Raw genomic sequence first — 16,038 nt, 5'->3', positions numbered from 1 at the left:
GCCGTTTAATCCTAGATTTAAGCCCGCATATTCTCTATTGACCGCCTTCCTTACGCCGCGAGCCACGCTCGACACAGCGCAGTCCTGTAACGGCGTTCTCTCTTCGCAAGATCCTGATCGAGTCCGAACCGCATGCCTTTTCCCGATACCGTCCCGTCTCTCAGTCGCGCTCTGGCGGCACGCGGATATGAAACGCCGACCGCCGTGCAGGAAGCCGTACTGCAGCCGGGCCTCGAAACACGGGATCTGCTCGTTTCCGCCCAGACAGGATCCGGCAAGACAGTTGCTTTCGGACTTGCCTTTGCCCCTACCCTCATCCCCGAGGGCAGCGAGCGCCTTCCCCCCGCCAACAGCCCGATGGCTCTGGTCGTTGCGCCGACGCGCGAACTGGCCCTGCAGGTGCAGACCGAACTTCAGTGGCTTTATGCCGAGACTGGCGCGCGCATCGTCAGCTGCATTGGCGGCACGGATGCCCGTCGCGAGGCTCGCAACCTGTCGAATGGCGCCCATATCGTGGTCGGCACGCCGGGACGCCTGTGCGATCATCTGTCGCGCGGTGCCCTGAACCTGTCCGATCTGCGCGTGGTCGTGCTGGACGAAGCCGACGAAATGCTCGATCTGGGCTTCCGCGATGAGCTGGAGCAGCTTCTCGATGCCGCACCGGTCGAGCGCCGCACGCTGCTCTTCTCGGCGACCATCGCCAAGGAAATCGCCAATCTGGCGCGTCGTTTCCAGAAGAACGCCGAGCGGATCAACACCGTCTCGACCTCCAAGCAGCATGACGACATCACGTATAAATGCGTGCTGACAGCGCCAAATGACATCGGTCGCGGCGTCGTCAACGTTCTGCGTTATTACGAGAGCCCGACGGCCATGCTGTTCTGCAACACCCGCGCCATGGTCGCGCAGGTGCAGGCAGCGCTGGTCGAGCGCGGGTTTGCCTCGGTCGCGATCTCGGGCGAAATGGGCCAGAACGAGCGTTCGCGCGCGATCGAAGCCCTGCGCTCTGGCGTAGCCCGTGTGTGCGTGGCCACCGACGTGGCGGCACGCGGCATCGATATTCCGGCGCTGTCACTCGTCATTCACGCCAATATGCCCAGCGAGGCGGCAACCCTGCTGCACCGTTCGGGCCGCACGGGTCGTGCAGGCCGCAAGGGCACCTGCGTGATCATGGTGCCGCTGAGCCAGCGCCGCAAGGCAGAGCGTCTGCTCTCCTTCGCCAAGATCAGCAATGCGGAATGGGAAGGCGTGCCGTCGGCAGACGCGATTCTCGAGCAGGACGCAAAGCGTCTGATGGAAGACCAGACGCTCTTCGCGCCGTCTCAGGCCAATGAAGATGCGCTCGCTTCACAGCTTGCCGATGCCCATGACTCGCATCAGCTCGCAACCGCTCTGGTACGCCTCTACAAGAGCCGCCTGCCGAGCGTCGAGAATATCCGCCCCGTCAGCGTCGAGGCTCCCGCACGCGGTATGCGTGACGATCGCGCACCGCGTGAATTCACGGGCCGTGTCGACCGCATGGGTGGTGAGTGGTTCAGCCTGGCGATTGGCCGCACCGAGCGTGCCGATCCGAAATGGCTGGTGCCGCTGATCTGCCGTCTTGGCGGTGTGACCAAGAGCGAGATCGGTGCGATTCATATCGATACGGACCATACCCTGTTCGAAATCGCGCCCGACAGCGCCGAGCGTTTCCGCTCCTGCGTTGCCGGCGCCGATGCTGACGAAGCCAAGATCGAGCCGGCTTCGGCTCCGACCGGCCCGTCTGCCCCGCCGCGCGGCCCGCGCCGCCCGCGTGAGGGTGGATTCGCCCCTCGTGGCAAGGGCGGCTTCCGCGGTGGCGATCGTGGCGGCGACAGAGGCGGAGATCGCGGGGGCGACCGTGGCGGAGAGCGCGGTGGGGATCGCAGCGGCGATCGTCCGGCCTTCCGCAAGAGTAGCGGTGTCGGCAACGGCAAAGGATCCTCGCGCAAGCGCTACTGATTGACCCATGCGCCGTCGCCGAGAGGCGATGACGCATCTGAAAATGCCGGTACCGGGGCACTGCCCCTGAAACGCCCCGCTTTTGCGGGGCGTTTTTCGTTGCGAAAAGATATTCCAGAATATGCTTCGTTGTTGCGACTGAAAATCAACTTCGTTTATTGACTCTGTAGAAATAAAGAGAGTGATTCTCAACTTCGATACTGGAATTATTATCTTCGTTATTTATGTTGCGCTGCATTTTTTTCTATGCTTGAACAGCGTCACACAGCCTGTCACGGGCGGACTTGCGCCGTCACGTCGCAACAGGACAGAGATAAGGAGCATCCCATGCTGAAAGACCCGAAAGTCGTCGAGCATCTGAACATTCAGCTGACGAACGAACTGACCGCCATCAACCAGTATTTCCTCCATGCCCGCACCCTGAACCACTGGGGCGTGACCAAGCTGGGCAAGAAGGAATATGACGAGTCCATCGAAGAGATGCGTCATGCCGACTGGCTGATCGAGCGCATCCTGTATCTCGGCGGCCTGCCGAACGTGCAGCGCCTGAACCAGATCCTGATTGGCGAAAGCGTCGAGGAAATTCTGGCCTGCGATCTGAAGCTCGAAGAGAAGGCTCTGGCCGATCTGCGCGAAGGCATCGCCTATTGCGAAAGTGTGCGTGACTATGTGTCGCGTGACCTGCTGATCCGCATCCTCGCCAACGAGGAAGAGCATGAAGACTTCATCGATCGTCAGTTCGATCTGATCAAGCAGGTTGGTATCCAGCGCTACATCACGCTGAACTCCTCGCCTGCTCCCGAGCAGACGGCAGAGTAAGACCCTTCTATCGACACCATCCCAGCCCATGGCTCGGAGGGCGATAAAGGAGTGACGAAAAAACCCGGCAGCCTTGCGGCTCGCCGGGTTTTTTCATGTCTTTTTTCAGAGCTGCGCGCTCAGGCAAAGGCGGCGGAAGCGCCCCCCTGTTCGACCTGCTGGAACAGATGCGCGTTTTCCTTGCGCTCGCGCATGAGGCTGCGCAGCGCGCAAACCACACCGGGCACGCAATTGCCACACTGGGCCTTGCAGCCCTTGGATGCATAGACCTCGTTTGGCCGTGAGGCGCCCCGACGAACGGCGTCGGCGATATCATGATTGGTCAGGGCGTTACACGAACAGACGATCATCAGCCATTCCACTTCAGAACGGGCCGACCCTAACAGCGTTTGAGAACCAGTCGCAACTGAAAACTGCGAGTGATTTTTAAAAATAATATCAGCTCAGCAAGCGACCGATGACACGCGCCGTGTAATCCACAACCGGCACGATGCGCCCGTAATTGAGCCGTGTCGGGCCTATCACTCCGATTGCACCGACAATCCGGTTGTTCTCATTGCGGGCGGGCGCCACCACCATCGAGACACCGGACATGCCGAAAAACCCGCTCTCGGCGCCGATATAGATGCGCACCCCGTCAGAATCCTGCGCCAGTTGCAAAAGCCGCAGCATGGTCTCCTGCGCTTCAAGCCGCTCGAACAGCATCTGGATGGTCGTGAGTTTCTCGATTTCGGTAATATCTGTCAGGAGGTTTCCCTGACCGCGCAGATAGAGCGTACCGTGCTGCTCGTCCCACATGGCCAGACCGCTTTCGATCACGCTCGCAGCCAGAGAATCGAGATCGGAGCGATTCTGCTGAAGATTGGCCGCCACACGCTGGCGCAAGGCAGCCAGCGTGACATCGCCCAGCAGGGAGTTGAGATAATTACCGGCCTCGACCAGCGCCGAGGGCGGCAGACCGGGTGGCGTCTCGATAACGCGGTTTTCGACCTGCCCGTCTGCCGCAACGAGAATGACGAGCGCCTTGCCCGGGCCAAGCGCCACGAATTCGATGTGCTTGAGCGCGCCATCGCCTTTCGGCGCCAGAACGAGCCCTGCCGCAGCCGAGAGGCCGGAAAGCATCGATGATGCCTCGGCCAGCGTCTCCTGCATCGACCGCCCCTTCAGCGCAAGTCTGCCGGCAATCTGCGCGCGCTCCGTGTCATCCAGCGCACCGAACTGGAGCAGTCCATCGACAAATAGACGCACACCCTTTTCTGTCGGCAGACGCCCTGCCGACACATGGGGGCTGAACAAGAGACCGGCCTGGGTCAGTTCGGCCATGACATTGCGTATCGTGGCGGAAGAAAGAGAAGGCGTCAGTCTCTGGGCCAGAGTCTTGCTCGCCACCGGGTCACCCGTCTCCATGTAATGCTCGACGATTTCGCGCAGCACCTTGGCCGAACGGGCATCCATACCACCCGGCAGGCTTGAGAGATCGATCATGCCCAGCCCTTTCGCGTGACCTGCCCGGCTGAAAGGGCCATGGTCCTGTTACCGTTCCACCCGGATCTGGAGTCGTATTCGTGACCCGTATTGCCGCCTTATACATCCATCCAGTCAAAAGCCTGCATCGCATCGATGTTGCGGCGCTTGATCTGGAACCATGGGGACCAAGGGGTGACCGACGCTGGCTGGTGGTCTCGCCGGAAGGCAAATTCATGACGCAGCGCCAATATCCCGCCATGGCGCGCATCATCACGGCCCTAGAGGGCGAAAATCTTCATCTGTCAGGCGGTACGGCAGCGCCTCTCATGCTTGTGCCACCGGGGCCAGACGCGCCCCTTGCGCTTGTGAGCGTGTGGAAAGACCGTGACATCGAGGCACGTGATGCGGGCGATGCGGCAGCGGAATGGGTCAGCACCTTTCTCGAAACACCCTGTCGCCTCGTCTACATGGCGGCACCAGAGCGGGCGCGACCAGCCGAATTCGGCAGTGTCAGCTTTGCCGACGGCTTTCCGCTACTCGTGACCAATACGGCCTCTCTGACCGATCTCAATGAACGCCTCGACCAGCCCGTACCCATGGAGCGGTTCAGACCCAATATCGTGGTCGAGTCAGAGACGCCCTGGGCCGAAGACACATGGCGTATCCTGAAGATCGGCAGCGTTGAACTCGAACTGGTCAAGCCCTGCAGCCGCTGCATCGTCACGACCATCGATCAGGAGACAGGCACCATCCCCGTCGCGCGAGAACCACTCAGGACAATGACCGGGTTCCGTCACCAGCCGGGCGGGGTCATGTTCGGACAGAACGCCATCATCCGGCGGGGCGGTGCCATCAGGCTGGGCGATCGGATCGATTGCCTCGCCTGAGGCCGCAAGGACGTTTTTCGCCTTCAGCGCTTTTGTCAATCGAGACATGACGCGCTAAGGCTGCTCTCCGATAGCGTCAATACGACCGAAAGCAGAAAGAACATCATGTCCAGCACCCGTCCTTCCGGCCGCAAGGCCGATGAAAACCGCGTCGTCTCCATCGAGCCGGGCTTCGCCCGCCATGCTGAAGGCTCGGTGCTGATCCGCGTCGGCGGTACCGAAGTTCTCTGCGCCGCCTCGATCGAAAACCGCGTGCCGCCCTTCCTGCGTGGCCAGGGTCAGGGCTGGATCACCGCTGAATACGGCATGCTGCCCCGCGCCACCCACACGCGCGGCAACCGCGAGGCTGCCAAGGGCAAGCAGTCCGGCCGCACCCAGGAAATCCAGCGTCTGATCGGTCGCGCCCTGCGCGCCTGCGTCGATCTGCGCGCCCTTGGTGAAATGACCATCACGCTCGACTGCGACGTGCTCAATGCCGATGGCGGCACGCGCTGCGCTGCCATTACCGGCGCCTGGGTTGCACTCGCCATCGCGCTCGACAAGCAGATCAAGGCTGGCACGCTCAAGCGCTCGCCGCTGCGCGCGCAGGTCGCTGCCGTTTCCTGCGGCCTGACCGAGGCTGGCCCGGTGCTCGATCTCGATTATGTCGAAGACAGCTCGGCTCAGGCAGACACAAATTTCGTGCTGACCAGCGAAGGCGGCATTGTCGAGATTCAGGGCACGGCTGAAGACGCCCCCTTCAGCGAGGCCGAGTTCAACGCTCTCATGGCGCTGGCCAAGACCGGCACGGCACGGCTGTTCGAAATCCAGCGTGCTGCGCTCGAGAGCGTCAAATGAGCAGCGAACGGCGCCTGAGCCGTGGCGAGCGCATCGTGCTCGCCAGCCATAACAAGGGCAAGCTGGTCGAATTTCGTGCGCTTCTGGCCGAGACCGGAATCGAGATTGTCTCGGCTGCCGAACTCGATCTGGCCGAGCCGGAAGAAACAGCAGACAGCTTTGAGGGCAATGCCGCCATCAAGGCTCTGGCAGCAGCCAGAGCCACCGGCCTGCCCGCGCTTTCGGATGATTCCGGCTTTTGTGTCTCGGCGCTAAATGGACGCCCCGGCATCTATTCAGCCCGCTGGGCCGGACCGGGTGGCGATATGATGGTCGCCATGCAGCGTGTGCATGACGAGATGGGCGATTCAGCAGACAAGAAGGCTGCTTTTGTCGCCGTTCTCTGCCTTGCCTGGCCGGATGGCACAACACGCTTCGCCGAAGGGCGCTGCGAAGGGACGATCTGCTGGCCGCCGAGAGGCGATCACGGTCATGGCTATGACCCGATGTTCGTGCCCAAAGGCGATTGCCGCAGTTTTGCCGAACTCTCATCCGATGAGAAGAATGCGACCAGTCATCGCGGTCGCGCGTTGACCCGGTTCCTGAAAACCTGCGTCAGCACTGACCCTGTTTGATACGCCTGGAGTTGCCGTCATGAAGACAAGCCCGTTTCTTTTCGCTGCCTGTGCGCTTGCTCCCTTCATGGCGAGCGCTCTCGCTGCACCGCTTTTCGACCCGACCGGTTTCGAACTGCGTGAAACACAGCCTTTCAGTATCTCGGTGCAACCGACCGCCACGCTCGCTTCGGCCCACAACCCGGCCTATCATCTGGTTCCGGGTGGCATCACGCTCAGCAGCGGGGCCCGCAAGCCGACAGCTTATCACGCCCGTCAGCCGCGAACGGAGCTCTCGGAAAGCCATCTCTGGCGTGTGCAGGATGCACCGGCCGCCTTCAGCACGGCGCTCCATATCGACCAGTTCCCGAAATCAGGTCAGATCGTTCTGGCCGAACTCGGCCCCGATAATGACAATGCCCCCCTGCTGAGGCTGGTGGTCGACGGAGATCGCGTGGTGCTGCGCGGCATGATCGACAATGCCCCCGCAAATGGGGTGGCAGTTGGCACGATTGACGCCACCCATCAGGCGCATATTGCCCTTCAGACACAGGCAGACGGACAGGTGACGACCCTCGTCAACGGAACGCAGAGCCAGTTGCATCTGACCCGTCAGGCGCTTTCCATCCCTGTCGTGTTCCGTACGGGCGCCCATGTCGTTGAGGATATCGGCACCACGCCGGACACCGTGACTGTTACGCTGACAGGACTGAGCGCCAGTCATGGTACGGTCGGATCAAGCCTTCGCACGTAAGATCACGACACCGAACGCTACGAAAACGATGGCCGTCAGGCGGTTGAAAGCCCGCCTGACCGGACGGCGGCTCAAAAACCGCGAAAGCGAGTGGCCACCGATACCGTAGACGGACAGCCAGAGCGTGTCCGAAAACAGATAGGTCACAAGCAGGATGCCGAATTGCGGCAGGACGGGCTTGTGATGATCGATGAATTGCGGAAAGAACGCCGCCGCAAACAGCAGCAGTTTTGGATTGCTGATGCCCACCAGAAAGCCGTTGCGATAAAGGCTCCAGGCACTTGCCCGGCTCTCGCTGCCACCGCCGCTGGTCGCATCAGTTGCATCGTCGCCTGAACGCCAGGCCTTGATCCCGAGATAGACGAGATAGGCTGCGCCTGCATAACGAATGACATCGAACAGACGCGGCATGGCGGCCAGCACTGCCCCGATACCGACCATCGACAGCACAAGAGCGAGAAACAGCGCCGAGATGCATCCGGCCATGGCAGCCGTGCTGCGTCTGAACCCGACCTGAACGCTGCGACTCAAGGCATGCATCATGTTCGGACCCGGCGTTGCCGAGATGAAGAAAACAGTGACCACGAAAAGCCACCAGGTCTGCATGGTCATGATCATTTCATCCGACAGAGACGCCAAGATATTGGCCCAGATCGCGAAACAAGGCCTTCACCCTGTCACATCCCCCTGCATCACGATTCGAGAACCGGCAAGGTCTATCACGGTTTTTTTCAGCGCGTAGCGAGCGAGACACGCATCCGGCCAATCGGTCGAAGAGAGAGCGACAATTAACGAATTATTCTGATTTTTAACCGGATATTTGCAAAAAATTTGGGATTTCCATTAATAACCACTCATACAACATGCCGGTATCGAAATTTTTACCAGACCATTACTTTAGTGTTTTTCAAATAAAAAGCATTCTCTTGCACAGGGTCCAACCAAAGGCCCGCAGTGCAACAAGCAAGAAGGTCAAGACCATGCGTGAATTGAATATTGCCGAGATTGACTCAGTCAGCGGCGCTGGCTTCTTCAGCAATTTCGGATCGCAACTCGGTGGCGCAATCGGCAATATCGTTGACTGGGCAAGCACGGCCATCAACGGTCATTCGCCAAATGCCAGCGCCCTGACGGCTGCCACCAACCTGGGAACCGGGATCGGCGAAGTGGTCGACACTCTCGCCTCCCATAACCTGAGCGGCGTACCGCAGGCCGTCCAGACCATGGGTCTGGGCATTTCCCAGATCATCGCGGCAGCCAAGGCCAATCAGGCCTGAATGTCCTGGTCTGGCAGGCAGATCTTCAAGCCTGCCAGACCAACCATCCTCCTGCATGATCACCTCATCAAACATCTGTCTTCGTGTTCCTGGCCTTTATGATTTACCTGCCCGTTTCTGATGTCCTCTGACCTTTTCAGGCAGGAGGTACTCGATTCCCGCCGCCAGTCCTGGCTGGGCCGGGTACAGGTTATCCAGCCCCTTTCCTTCCGCCTGGTTGCTCTGGCGACGCTCGCCTTGTGCCTGGCGGCAGTTTGCTATGTGGCATTTGGTGTCTATACGCGCCGTGTTCATGCCACGGGTTACATGGCTCCGCCTTCCGGTCTCATTACCGTCGCCGTCAATGCCACAGGCGTGATTGCCGTGCAGAATGCGATGGAAGGACAGCATGTTCACAAGGGCGACGTCTTGTATGTGATCGATATCGAGTCGACCTCCAGCTCCGGCCCCACGCAGGAACGCGTTCTGGCGCAGCTGCGCCAGCAGAGTGTCATCCTCAGGAAACAGAAGGATCTCAGAATCAAGGATGGTCCGATCGAAAAGACCTCCATCGCAACCCAGATCCGTTTTCTGACCCAGCAGCATGAAGAAATCCGGCGGCAGCTCGACAACGACAACAACGTGCTGCCGATGGTTGAGTCTGCGATGAAACGTATGCAGGCAGCGAAAACCGAGCATATCGTCACCGAAACGCAGTTTCAGAACCAGCTCTATACCTACGCGCAGCTTCTCAGCAGCCACGCCCAGTTTCTGCAGAATTTCTCCGGCATCGAGGGACAGATTGCCGAGCTGACGGCCAAGCTGATCCGCTACGACAGTCAGCAGATGCGCGATCTCAACGACCTCGACAAGGAGATTGCACAGGTCGATCAGCAGATCATCGAAAGCGAGTCCCAGCGCAGCAATGTCGTAACCGCCCCTGAAGACGGCATTCTGACCGCCATTCGCAGCAATCGCGGCCAGCATGTCCAGTCAGGGCAGACGCTCGCCACACTCCTGCCTGCCGGCCATACGCTCGAAGCCATGCTGTTCGTCAACAGCGCCTCGATCGGCTTCCTCCATGAAGGGGAGCCGGTTCTGCTCCGTTATGACGCCTATCCCTATCAACGGTTTGGCCTCTATCGCGGCAAAGTGCTTGAGGTCACCCGCGCGCCGATTACCGTGACAGATTCCAATAGCACCCAGGGCATTTCTCCGCCCGCGCAGCCGGGCAGACAGGGCGGCGACAACGGGCAAAGCCTTTATCGTATCCGGATCATGCCTGAAAAATCCTATGTCACCGCCTATTCGCGGCAACGGCCCCTCCAGGCAGGCATGGCGGTTCAGGCTGACATCGCAATCGATACACGCAGACTCTACCAGTGGTTGTTCGACCCTCTGATCAGCGTGCGCGACGACATCTACATGGTCAGCGGCGGCATGGTGCGCGGACAATGAAGGCGCTGAATGCACTCGAATTCGGCTTTCAGCCCAAAACCCCGGTAATCCTGCAGGTCGAGGCGGCAGAATGCGGCATGGCCTGCCTTGCCATGATCATGGGGCATCATGGCAATCGCATCGATTTGCCGACACTCAGACGGCGTTTCTCCCTGTCCATCAAGGGCAGTACCCTTAAAGACCTGATGGCAACAGCCGAACGGGTCGGGCTTGCAACCCGTGCCGTGCGCCTCGATCTGGATGAATTGTCCAGCCTGCGTCTGCCCTGCATCCTGCACTGGAACCTCAACCACTTTGTCGTCCTGACAAAGGTCTCGGGCACGAAGGCAACCATCCACGATCCCGCCTTCGGTCGACGTGTGCTTGGCCTCGATGTCGTCTCGCGTGACTTTACCGGCATCGCCCTGGAGGCTTTTCCGAACGAGAATTTCCGCAAGGAAGACGACCGGGAAACCCTGCGCCTGCGGGATCTTTTCCGCCATGTCTCCGGATTGCGCTCATCGCTTCTGATGTTGGGAATCCTGTCTCTAGGGCTCGAGACCATCGCCATCGTCATGCCGATGGTCTCGCAGGTGATCATCGACGAAGTCGTTGTGACTTCCGACCACGAACTGCTCAGCACCATTGCGGCAGGGGTTGCGCTGCTGCTCTTCCTGCAATTGCTGATTGCCTGTGTCCGGCAATGGTCTGTGCTGATCCTGGGCACGCGGGTCGGGCTGCAATGGAATACGGGGCTGTTCAACCATCTGTCACGTCTGCCGCTCGATTATTTCGCAAAGCGCCATGTGGGCGACATTCTTTCCCGCTTCAACGCGATTGCCTCTATCCAGAAGACCATGACGACCGACATGGTCCAGACGATCATGGACGGATTGATGGCGATCGGCATGGGAATCATGCTCTTCATCTATGGCGGATGGCTGGGCGCCGTCGCCCTTGCCGCCGTCGCTCTGGATGTCTGCCTGCGTCTGTTCACCTATCGCCTCTATCGTGAAGCCAATGAGGAACAGATCGTTTTCGATGCGCGCCAGCAGAGCCATTTCATCGAGACACTGCGCGGCATGGCCAGCGTCAAGTTACTGGGCCTGAGGGAACGCCGTCGCACCTCCTGGCTCAACCTCATTATCGACAGCATCAATGTGCGGCTTCGTATCCAGCGTTATGACCTGATCTATGGTCGTCTTGCCGAGATGATTTTCGGTGCTGACCGCCTGATCATGATGGTGCTTGGTGCCCTGGCAGTCATGAAAGGCGCCATGACAGTGGGCATGCTGGTGGCTTTTCTGTCCTACAAGGATCAGTTTGCCGGGCGTATCGGCAGTCTGATCAGCAGTGCCTTCCAGATCCGTATGCTCAGCGTCCAGACCGAGCGTCTGTCAGATATCGTCATGACTGAAATCGAACCATGCGAGGCAGCGCCGGTTCTGGTCGCAGAGACGCCGGATGCAATACGTGGCGCCCTGACCTGCACGGGTCTTTCGGCGCGGTATGGCGCACATGATCCCTGGATCTTCCAGAATGTCTCGCTCGACGTCCCGGCAGGCCGCATCATTGCCATCGTCGGACCGTCAGGCTGCGGCAAGACCACCTTTCTCAAGGCGCTGATGGGATTGATGGAAGTCTCAGACGGACAGATTGCGCTGGATGGCAACAATATCGCGGCGCTGACGCTGGAGGGCTATCGTAACCGGATTGTCGGTGTGCTCCAGGATGACGGGCTCTTCTCGGGCTCGATTGCCGAAAACATCAGCGGTTTTGCCGAAGACCCCGATGAGAGCTGGGTCAGGCAATGCGCCGCCCATGCGGCCATTCTGCAGGATATCGACCGTATGCCGATGGGATTTGACACTCTTATCGGCGATATGGGTGCTGGCCTTTCAGGTGGGCAGAAACAGCGCCTCATTCTGGCACGGGCGCTGTACCGCAAACCAGACATCCTGTTCCTGGATGAAGCCACAAGCCATCTTGATGAAATGACAGAGGCCCAGGTCGCCGCCGCGCTGCGGGAGATGAAGATCACCCAGATCATTGTGGCCCATCGCCCGGCCACGATTGCCCATGCCGACCGGATTTACATATTTCAGCCCGGCGGCTCGCTGCAGGAGTATATCCCGCAGGGTCGCTCGGCGTGATCCAGTCTATGGGCTGCCTGTCACTCAGCCTTCGAGCGATTGCAGCTCGAACAAGCGACGATAGATGCCACCCTCACGCTGCACCAGCTCGCCATGGGCGCCATCTTCCATCAGCTTGCCCTTGCTGAAGACCAGAATACGGTCGAGCTCCATGACCGTGGAAAGACGATGCGCCACGACAATCACCGTACGACCCGCCATGAGGCGATGCATTGCATCCTGAACCAGCACCTCTGATTCGGAATCGAGGCTTGATGTCGCCTCATCGAAAATCAGCAGCGGCGCATCTGCCAGGAAGGCGCGGGCAATGGCCACGCGCTGGCGCTCGCCCCCTGAGAGCTTGACCCCGCGTTCACCCACCAGCGTGGCATAGCCCTCGGGCAGGCGCTCGATAAAGCCACTCGCATTGGCAAGCCGTGCCGCCCGTTCGATTTCGGCCTGGGTAGCGCCCGGGCGGGCATAGGCGATATTCTCGGCCAGCGAACGATGAAACAGCATCGGCTCCTGCGGGACGATGGCAATGCGCGCGCGCAGCGAGTCCTGCGTGACATCGCGCACATTCACATCATCTATGAGCACCCGCCCCTCACTGGTGTCATAAAGCCGCTGGATGAGCTTGGTGAAGGTGGTCTTGCCCGAGCCGCTCGGCCCTACCAGCGCCACGCGCGAGCCGGGCGAAATGGTTACATCGAGATCCTGATAGAGTGGCGTATCCTGACCAGGGTACTGAAACGTCACTTTTTCAAAGCGCACACGCCCCTGGGTGAAAGCCGCCTTCTTCGCCCCCTTGCGATCCTGAACGCCCGGCGCCTCATCGAAAATCGCGACCAGTTCTTCCATCTCGTTGACCGAACGCTGAACCTGGCTCACCTGCTGCCCCAGATCGCGCAGATAACCCTGCACCAGAAACACCATGGTCAGCACATAGGCCACATCGCCCGGGCCGGCCTTGCCCTGCCACCACTGCCAGACGATCAACGCAACCAGCAGCATACGCATGACCAGCGAGGCAAAGCCCTGAAGATTGGCGCTGTTGGTCCCTCTGATCCAGGTACGCGAGGTGCGGTTGCTCCAGGCGCGCAGCACCCGGCCCAGACGGCGTTCCTCACGATGCTCGGCGCCAAAAGCCTTGACCACGGCATTGCAGGTCACGGCATCGGCAATGGCTGCGCCAACCTTCGTATCCCAGCGATTGGCGGCACGGGCGGACGGCGCGACGTAACGCAGGGTCAGCATAACCGAAAGCCAGGTAAACAGCACGACAGAGAGCGCCAGAACCGCCCCCATGAATGGCGAATGCCAGGCCAGCACCAGCGTGGTACCGGTCAGGACCAGCACCTCCGGAGCAATCAGGAGAAGCAGCGTATCGTCGAGCGTGTCGATTGCCCACATGCCGCGCGTCAGCTTGCGCACCGTCGAGCCTGCAAAATTATTGGCATGCCAGTCGGTCGAGAAACGCTGCACGCGGGCAAAGCCCTGGGAAAGCGCGCGCTGCATGATGGCCAGACTCAGATGGGTGATGCCCAGATAGGACGAACGACGACCCAGCAGCCCCACAAGACCCAGGGCAATAAGTCCCCCCACCATCAGCAGTGCATCGTTTCGCAGCGCAAGCTGCGACGCATCATGCGGCGCCCCGCCTGTATGGCTGGAAATATCGGTCACCAGACGCCCGGAAAGGACGGGGGTCGCAACATCCGCAATCGTGGCAAGCGCAATACCCATGAGGGTGCGCGTCAGAAAAGCCGGGTGTTCCAGCCAGCGGCGCATGACGAAGCGCACGATCTCCACAAAGGCAATATCGCGCTTTTTCTCGCCCTTTTTCTGGGCGCTCTGGTCGGAATCGGACACGAAAGGAAGCTCCTCCGCCGGATGACGCGACCGGGCGGGCATACTGGAAGTCTTGATCGGGAAGCGCTTATTGTGGGGTCTCAGACGCTCTTATGCAACATGACGAAATGGTTCTGATGTCTCTTCCCTCGGCCAGACGGGCCATGACACGCGCCCAGGCGCGCGATTTCATCACCTCGCTCGCCGAGGCCAATCCCGATGCCGAGAGCGAACTCGATTACAGCGACGCCTTTTCGCTGCTCGTGGCCGTCGTGCTTTCCGCCCAGGCCACGGATAAATCGGTTAACAAGGTGACGGCCGGTCTGTTTGCCGATGCGCCCGATCCGGCTGCGATGGTGGCCCTGGGTGAGGAAGGCATCGCCGCCCATATCCGCACGATCGGGCTCTGGCGCGCCAAGGCGAAGAATGTTCTCAAGCTCTCCGAGCAGCTTCTGGCCCTGCATGACGGGATCGTTCCCGCCGACAGGGCTGCGCTTGAGGCTCTGGCCGGGGTAGGACGCAAGACAGCCAGTGTGGTGCTGAACGTGATGTTTGGCGAGAGCGCCATGGCGGTCGATACCCATATCTTCCGGCTTGGCAATCGTACCGGACTGGCACCGGGCAAGACCACGAGGGCTGTGGAAGACGGGCTGATCAAGCGCATTCCGCCCGACATGCTGCGACCTTCGCATCACTGGCTCATCCTGCACGGGCGTTATGTCTGCAAGGCACGTAGCCCCGAATGCTGGCGCTGTGTCGTTTTTACGCCTTGTCTTTTCCCGCTCAAGACCCAGATTCTTGAAAGAAAAGGAGAACCTGCATGAGCACGTATATCGTCTTCACCCGCGAAGAGACCCTCGATCAGAAGGAACTCGACACCTATTTCTCTCTGGTCGCCGAGACTTTCGAGGGTCATCCGATCAAGCCGATCGTCGCTTACGGAGCTCAGAAGGCGCTCGAAGGCAATGAGCCCGAGGGCATCGTGATTGTGGAATTCCCCAGCCGTGAAACAGCCCTCGCCTGGTATGACGGTGACGCCTATCGCAAGGTGCGCGAGCATCGCTTCCTTGGCGCCAAATACCGCGCCACCCTCGTCGAAGGGGTCTGATCGTTCTTTCGCGCTGAGACCTAGCTTCTCCGATCCGTGCCCTAAGACGGTTCGGAGACAGGTCTAGTTGGCGCGCAAGGCGTCGACAGCACCCATGGCGACGAGATCCCATCGGATCTGGAACGGTTCGGTGCCCCTGAAGGCACCGACATGCACATGCGGGTTGCGGGCGACGCCATTATTGCCGTCGACGGCCACCACATCGCCTGCTTTTACGTGGTCACCGGCCTTGACCCGGATATCCTGCACATGGGCGTAGACAACCTCCACCCCATCCTGTCGTCTGAACAGGATCATGCTTGCAGGCGGTTTGCCCATGCTCCCCGGTACATTGACCGCCGGATTGACATGGACATAGACCACAACCGCGTCAGAAGGCGCGTGGACTGGCGCCTTCCACCCATACCAGTCCTCGTTTTTTTCTCCTGAGCCTCTGTAGAGCCGGTTGAACCCGGCGGCGTCCGAAGCGCCGCCGACAATCATGCAATCCGTACCGAGCGCATCACCGGCGGTTGTCAGCTGGCCCAGTGGGTGCTCCCCGCAGACGAAGGGTTGGTCGAAAAGCGGTGCCAGTGTGACCTGATGAATGACTGTCGATTCAGGCACCATCTCTTCCAGACCGGGCGGCAGGTTCATGGCCTTGAGCTTCTCATGATAGGCGCGCAGCAATGCGGTGCTGGGCGTTGCCGACGCCTGTAAACCGCCCCCCATCAGGGACAGAAGAACAAGAAGCGCCATTTTGCGGGCTGAATTCATGAAGCACACCCTTTTTACAACGACTGCATCGATAGAAGGCACTCGCGCCATGAAGAGGCTTTCCGGCGAGTCCAGCCACCTTCCGGGCCGGTCATCATGCCTGCCAGGATGACATAATGTGAGAGTCTGGACGAACAGGGTGCGTTCACGTTCTCTTGGGG

16 protein-coding genes are annotated in these 16,038 nt (G+C 60.1%); 11 read left to right on the top strand and 5 right to left on the bottom strand.

The genetic code is table 11. The features are described from left to right. Positions 1 to 132: 132 nt before the first annotated feature. Together AAID99_RS13660 and bfr are read left to right on the top strand one after the other, a co-directional pair. Complete coding sequence (locus tag AAID99_RS13660) at positions 133 to 1,980, top strand: DEAD/DEAH box helicase (RefSeq protein ID WP_188426724.1); 1,848 nt, start codon at positions 133 to 135, stop codon at positions 1,978 to 1,980. A gap of 327 nt (positions 1,981 to 2,307) precedes the next feature. After that, positions 2,308 to 2,799: a bacterioferritin gene (bfr, locus tag AAID99_RS13655; RefSeq protein ID WP_025885276.1), complete on the top strand. Its 492-nt coding sequence runs from the start codon at positions 2,308 to 2,310 to the stop codon at positions 2,797 to 2,799. 119 nt (positions 2,800 to 2,918) lie between these two features. Here the strand turns inward: bfr and AAID99_RS13650 are convergent, their stop codons facing one another. Together AAID99_RS13650 and hrcA are read right to left on the bottom strand one after the other, a co-directional pair. Continuing rightward, positions 2,919 to 3,149: a (2Fe-2S)-binding protein gene (locus AAID99_RS13650; protein WP_188426723.1), complete on the bottom strand. Its 231-nt coding sequence runs from the start codon at positions 3,147 to 3,149 to the stop codon at positions 2,919 to 2,921. A gap of 88 nt (positions 3,150 to 3,237) precedes the next feature. Then, positions 3,238 to 4,284, bottom strand: coding sequence for a heat-inducible transcriptional repressor HrcA (gene hrcA / locus AAID99_RS13645; RefSeq protein ID WP_229719823.1), 1,047 nt, complete (start codon positions 4,282 to 4,284; stop codon positions 3,238 to 3,240). 80 nt (positions 4,285 to 4,364) lie between these two features. Here hrcA and AAID99_RS13640 point away from each other — a divergent pair, with 80 nt between their 5' ends. The 4 genes from AAID99_RS13640 (at position 4,365) to AAID99_RS13625 (ending at position 7,337) form a co-directional block, all read left to right on the top strand. After that, a complete protein-coding gene (locus tag AAID99_RS13640; protein ID WP_188426722.1) occupies positions 4,365 to 5,153 on the top strand; it encodes an MOSC domain-containing protein in 789 nt (262 codons plus the stop codon). Between the two features lie 105 nt (positions 5,154 to 5,258). Further along, complete coding sequence (gene rph / locus AAID99_RS13635; protein WP_188426721.1) at positions 5,259 to 5,990, top strand: ribonuclease PH; 732 nt, start codon at positions 5,259 to 5,261, stop codon at positions 5,988 to 5,990. Next, entirely contained in the window at positions 5,987 to 6,604 is a 618-nt protein-coding gene (gene rdgB / locus AAID99_RS13630) for an RdgB/HAM1 family non-canonical purine NTP pyrophosphatase (RefSeq protein WP_188426720.1), read from the top strand. Before rph ends, rdgB begins: the two co-directional genes overlap by 4 nt. A 19-nt stretch (positions 6,605 to 6,623) precedes the next feature. Then, a complete protein-coding gene (locus AAID99_RS13625; RefSeq protein WP_498494142.1) occupies positions 6,624 to 7,337 on the top strand; it encodes a hypothetical protein in 714 nt (237 codons plus the stop codon). Here the strand turns inward: AAID99_RS13625 and AAID99_RS13620 are convergent. Beyond that, positions 7,320 to 7,949 (bottom strand): LysE family translocator, encoded by a 630-nt coding sequence (locus AAID99_RS13620; protein ID WP_332351141.1) that lies wholly within the window; start codon positions 7,947 to 7,949, stop codon positions 7,320 to 7,322. The genes AAID99_RS13625 and AAID99_RS13620 overlap by 18 nt on opposite strands. A 368-nt stretch (positions 7,950 to 8,317) precedes the next feature. On the opposite strand from AAID99_RS13620, the gene AAID99_RS13615 reads away from it, so the two are divergent. The 3 genes from AAID99_RS13615 (at position 8,318) to AAID99_RS13605 (ending at position 12,183) form a co-directional block, all read left to right on the top strand. After that, on the top strand, positions 8,318 to 8,614 hold the full coding sequence (locus tag AAID99_RS13615) for a hypothetical protein (RefSeq protein ID WP_188426717.1): 297 nt from the start codon (positions 8,318 to 8,320) through the stop codon (positions 8,612 to 8,614). A gap of 120 nt (positions 8,615 to 8,734) precedes the next feature. Further along, positions 8,735 to 10,051, top strand: coding sequence for a beta-barrel domain-containing protein (locus AAID99_RS13610; RefSeq protein WP_498494141.1), 1,317 nt, complete (start codon positions 8,735 to 8,737; stop codon positions 10,049 to 10,051). After that, positions 10,048 to 12,183: a peptidase domain-containing ABC transporter gene (locus tag AAID99_RS13605; RefSeq protein WP_498494140.1), complete on the top strand. Its 2,136-nt coding sequence runs from the start codon at positions 10,048 to 10,050 to the stop codon at positions 12,181 to 12,183. The genes AAID99_RS13610 and AAID99_RS13605 overlap by 4 nt, the downstream gene beginning before the upstream one ends. A 24-nt stretch (positions 12,184 to 12,207) precedes the next feature. Here the strand turns inward: AAID99_RS13605 and AAID99_RS13600 are convergent, their stop codons facing one another. Further along, positions 12,208 to 14,034 (bottom strand): ABC transporter ATP-binding protein, encoded by a 1,827-nt coding sequence (locus AAID99_RS13600; protein WP_498494139.1) that lies wholly within the window; start codon positions 14,032 to 14,034, stop codon positions 12,208 to 12,210. Positions 14,035 to 14,150: 116 nt separating this feature from the next. Here AAID99_RS13600 and nth point away from each other — a divergent pair, with 116 nt between their 5' ends. Together nth and AAID99_RS13590 are read left to right on the top strand one after the other, a co-directional pair. Continuing rightward, positions 14,151 to 14,837, top strand: coding sequence for an endonuclease III (nth, locus tag AAID99_RS13595; RefSeq protein WP_498494138.1), 687 nt, complete (start codon positions 14,151 to 14,153; stop codon positions 14,835 to 14,837). Next, a complete protein-coding gene (locus tag AAID99_RS13590) occupies positions 14,834 to 15,121 on the top strand; it encodes a DUF1330 domain-containing protein (RefSeq protein ID WP_188426713.1) in 288 nt (95 codons plus the stop codon). Before nth ends, AAID99_RS13590 begins: the two co-directional genes overlap by 4 nt. Positions 15,122 to 15,184: 63 nt before the next feature. Here the strand turns inward: AAID99_RS13590 and AAID99_RS13585 are convergent, their stop codons facing one another. Further along, on the bottom strand, positions 15,185 to 15,877 hold the full coding sequence (locus AAID99_RS13585; protein ID WP_498494137.1) for a M23 family metallopeptidase: 693 nt from the start codon (positions 15,875 to 15,877) through the stop codon (positions 15,185 to 15,187). Between the last annotated feature and the right edge of the window lie 161 nt (positions 15,878 to 16,038).

Source organism: Asaia sp. Ae19-3 (assembly GCF_059801175.1).
The sequence above is the reverse complement of the archived record's forward strand: the minus strand, read 5'-3'. Positions and strand labels throughout refer to the sequence as shown.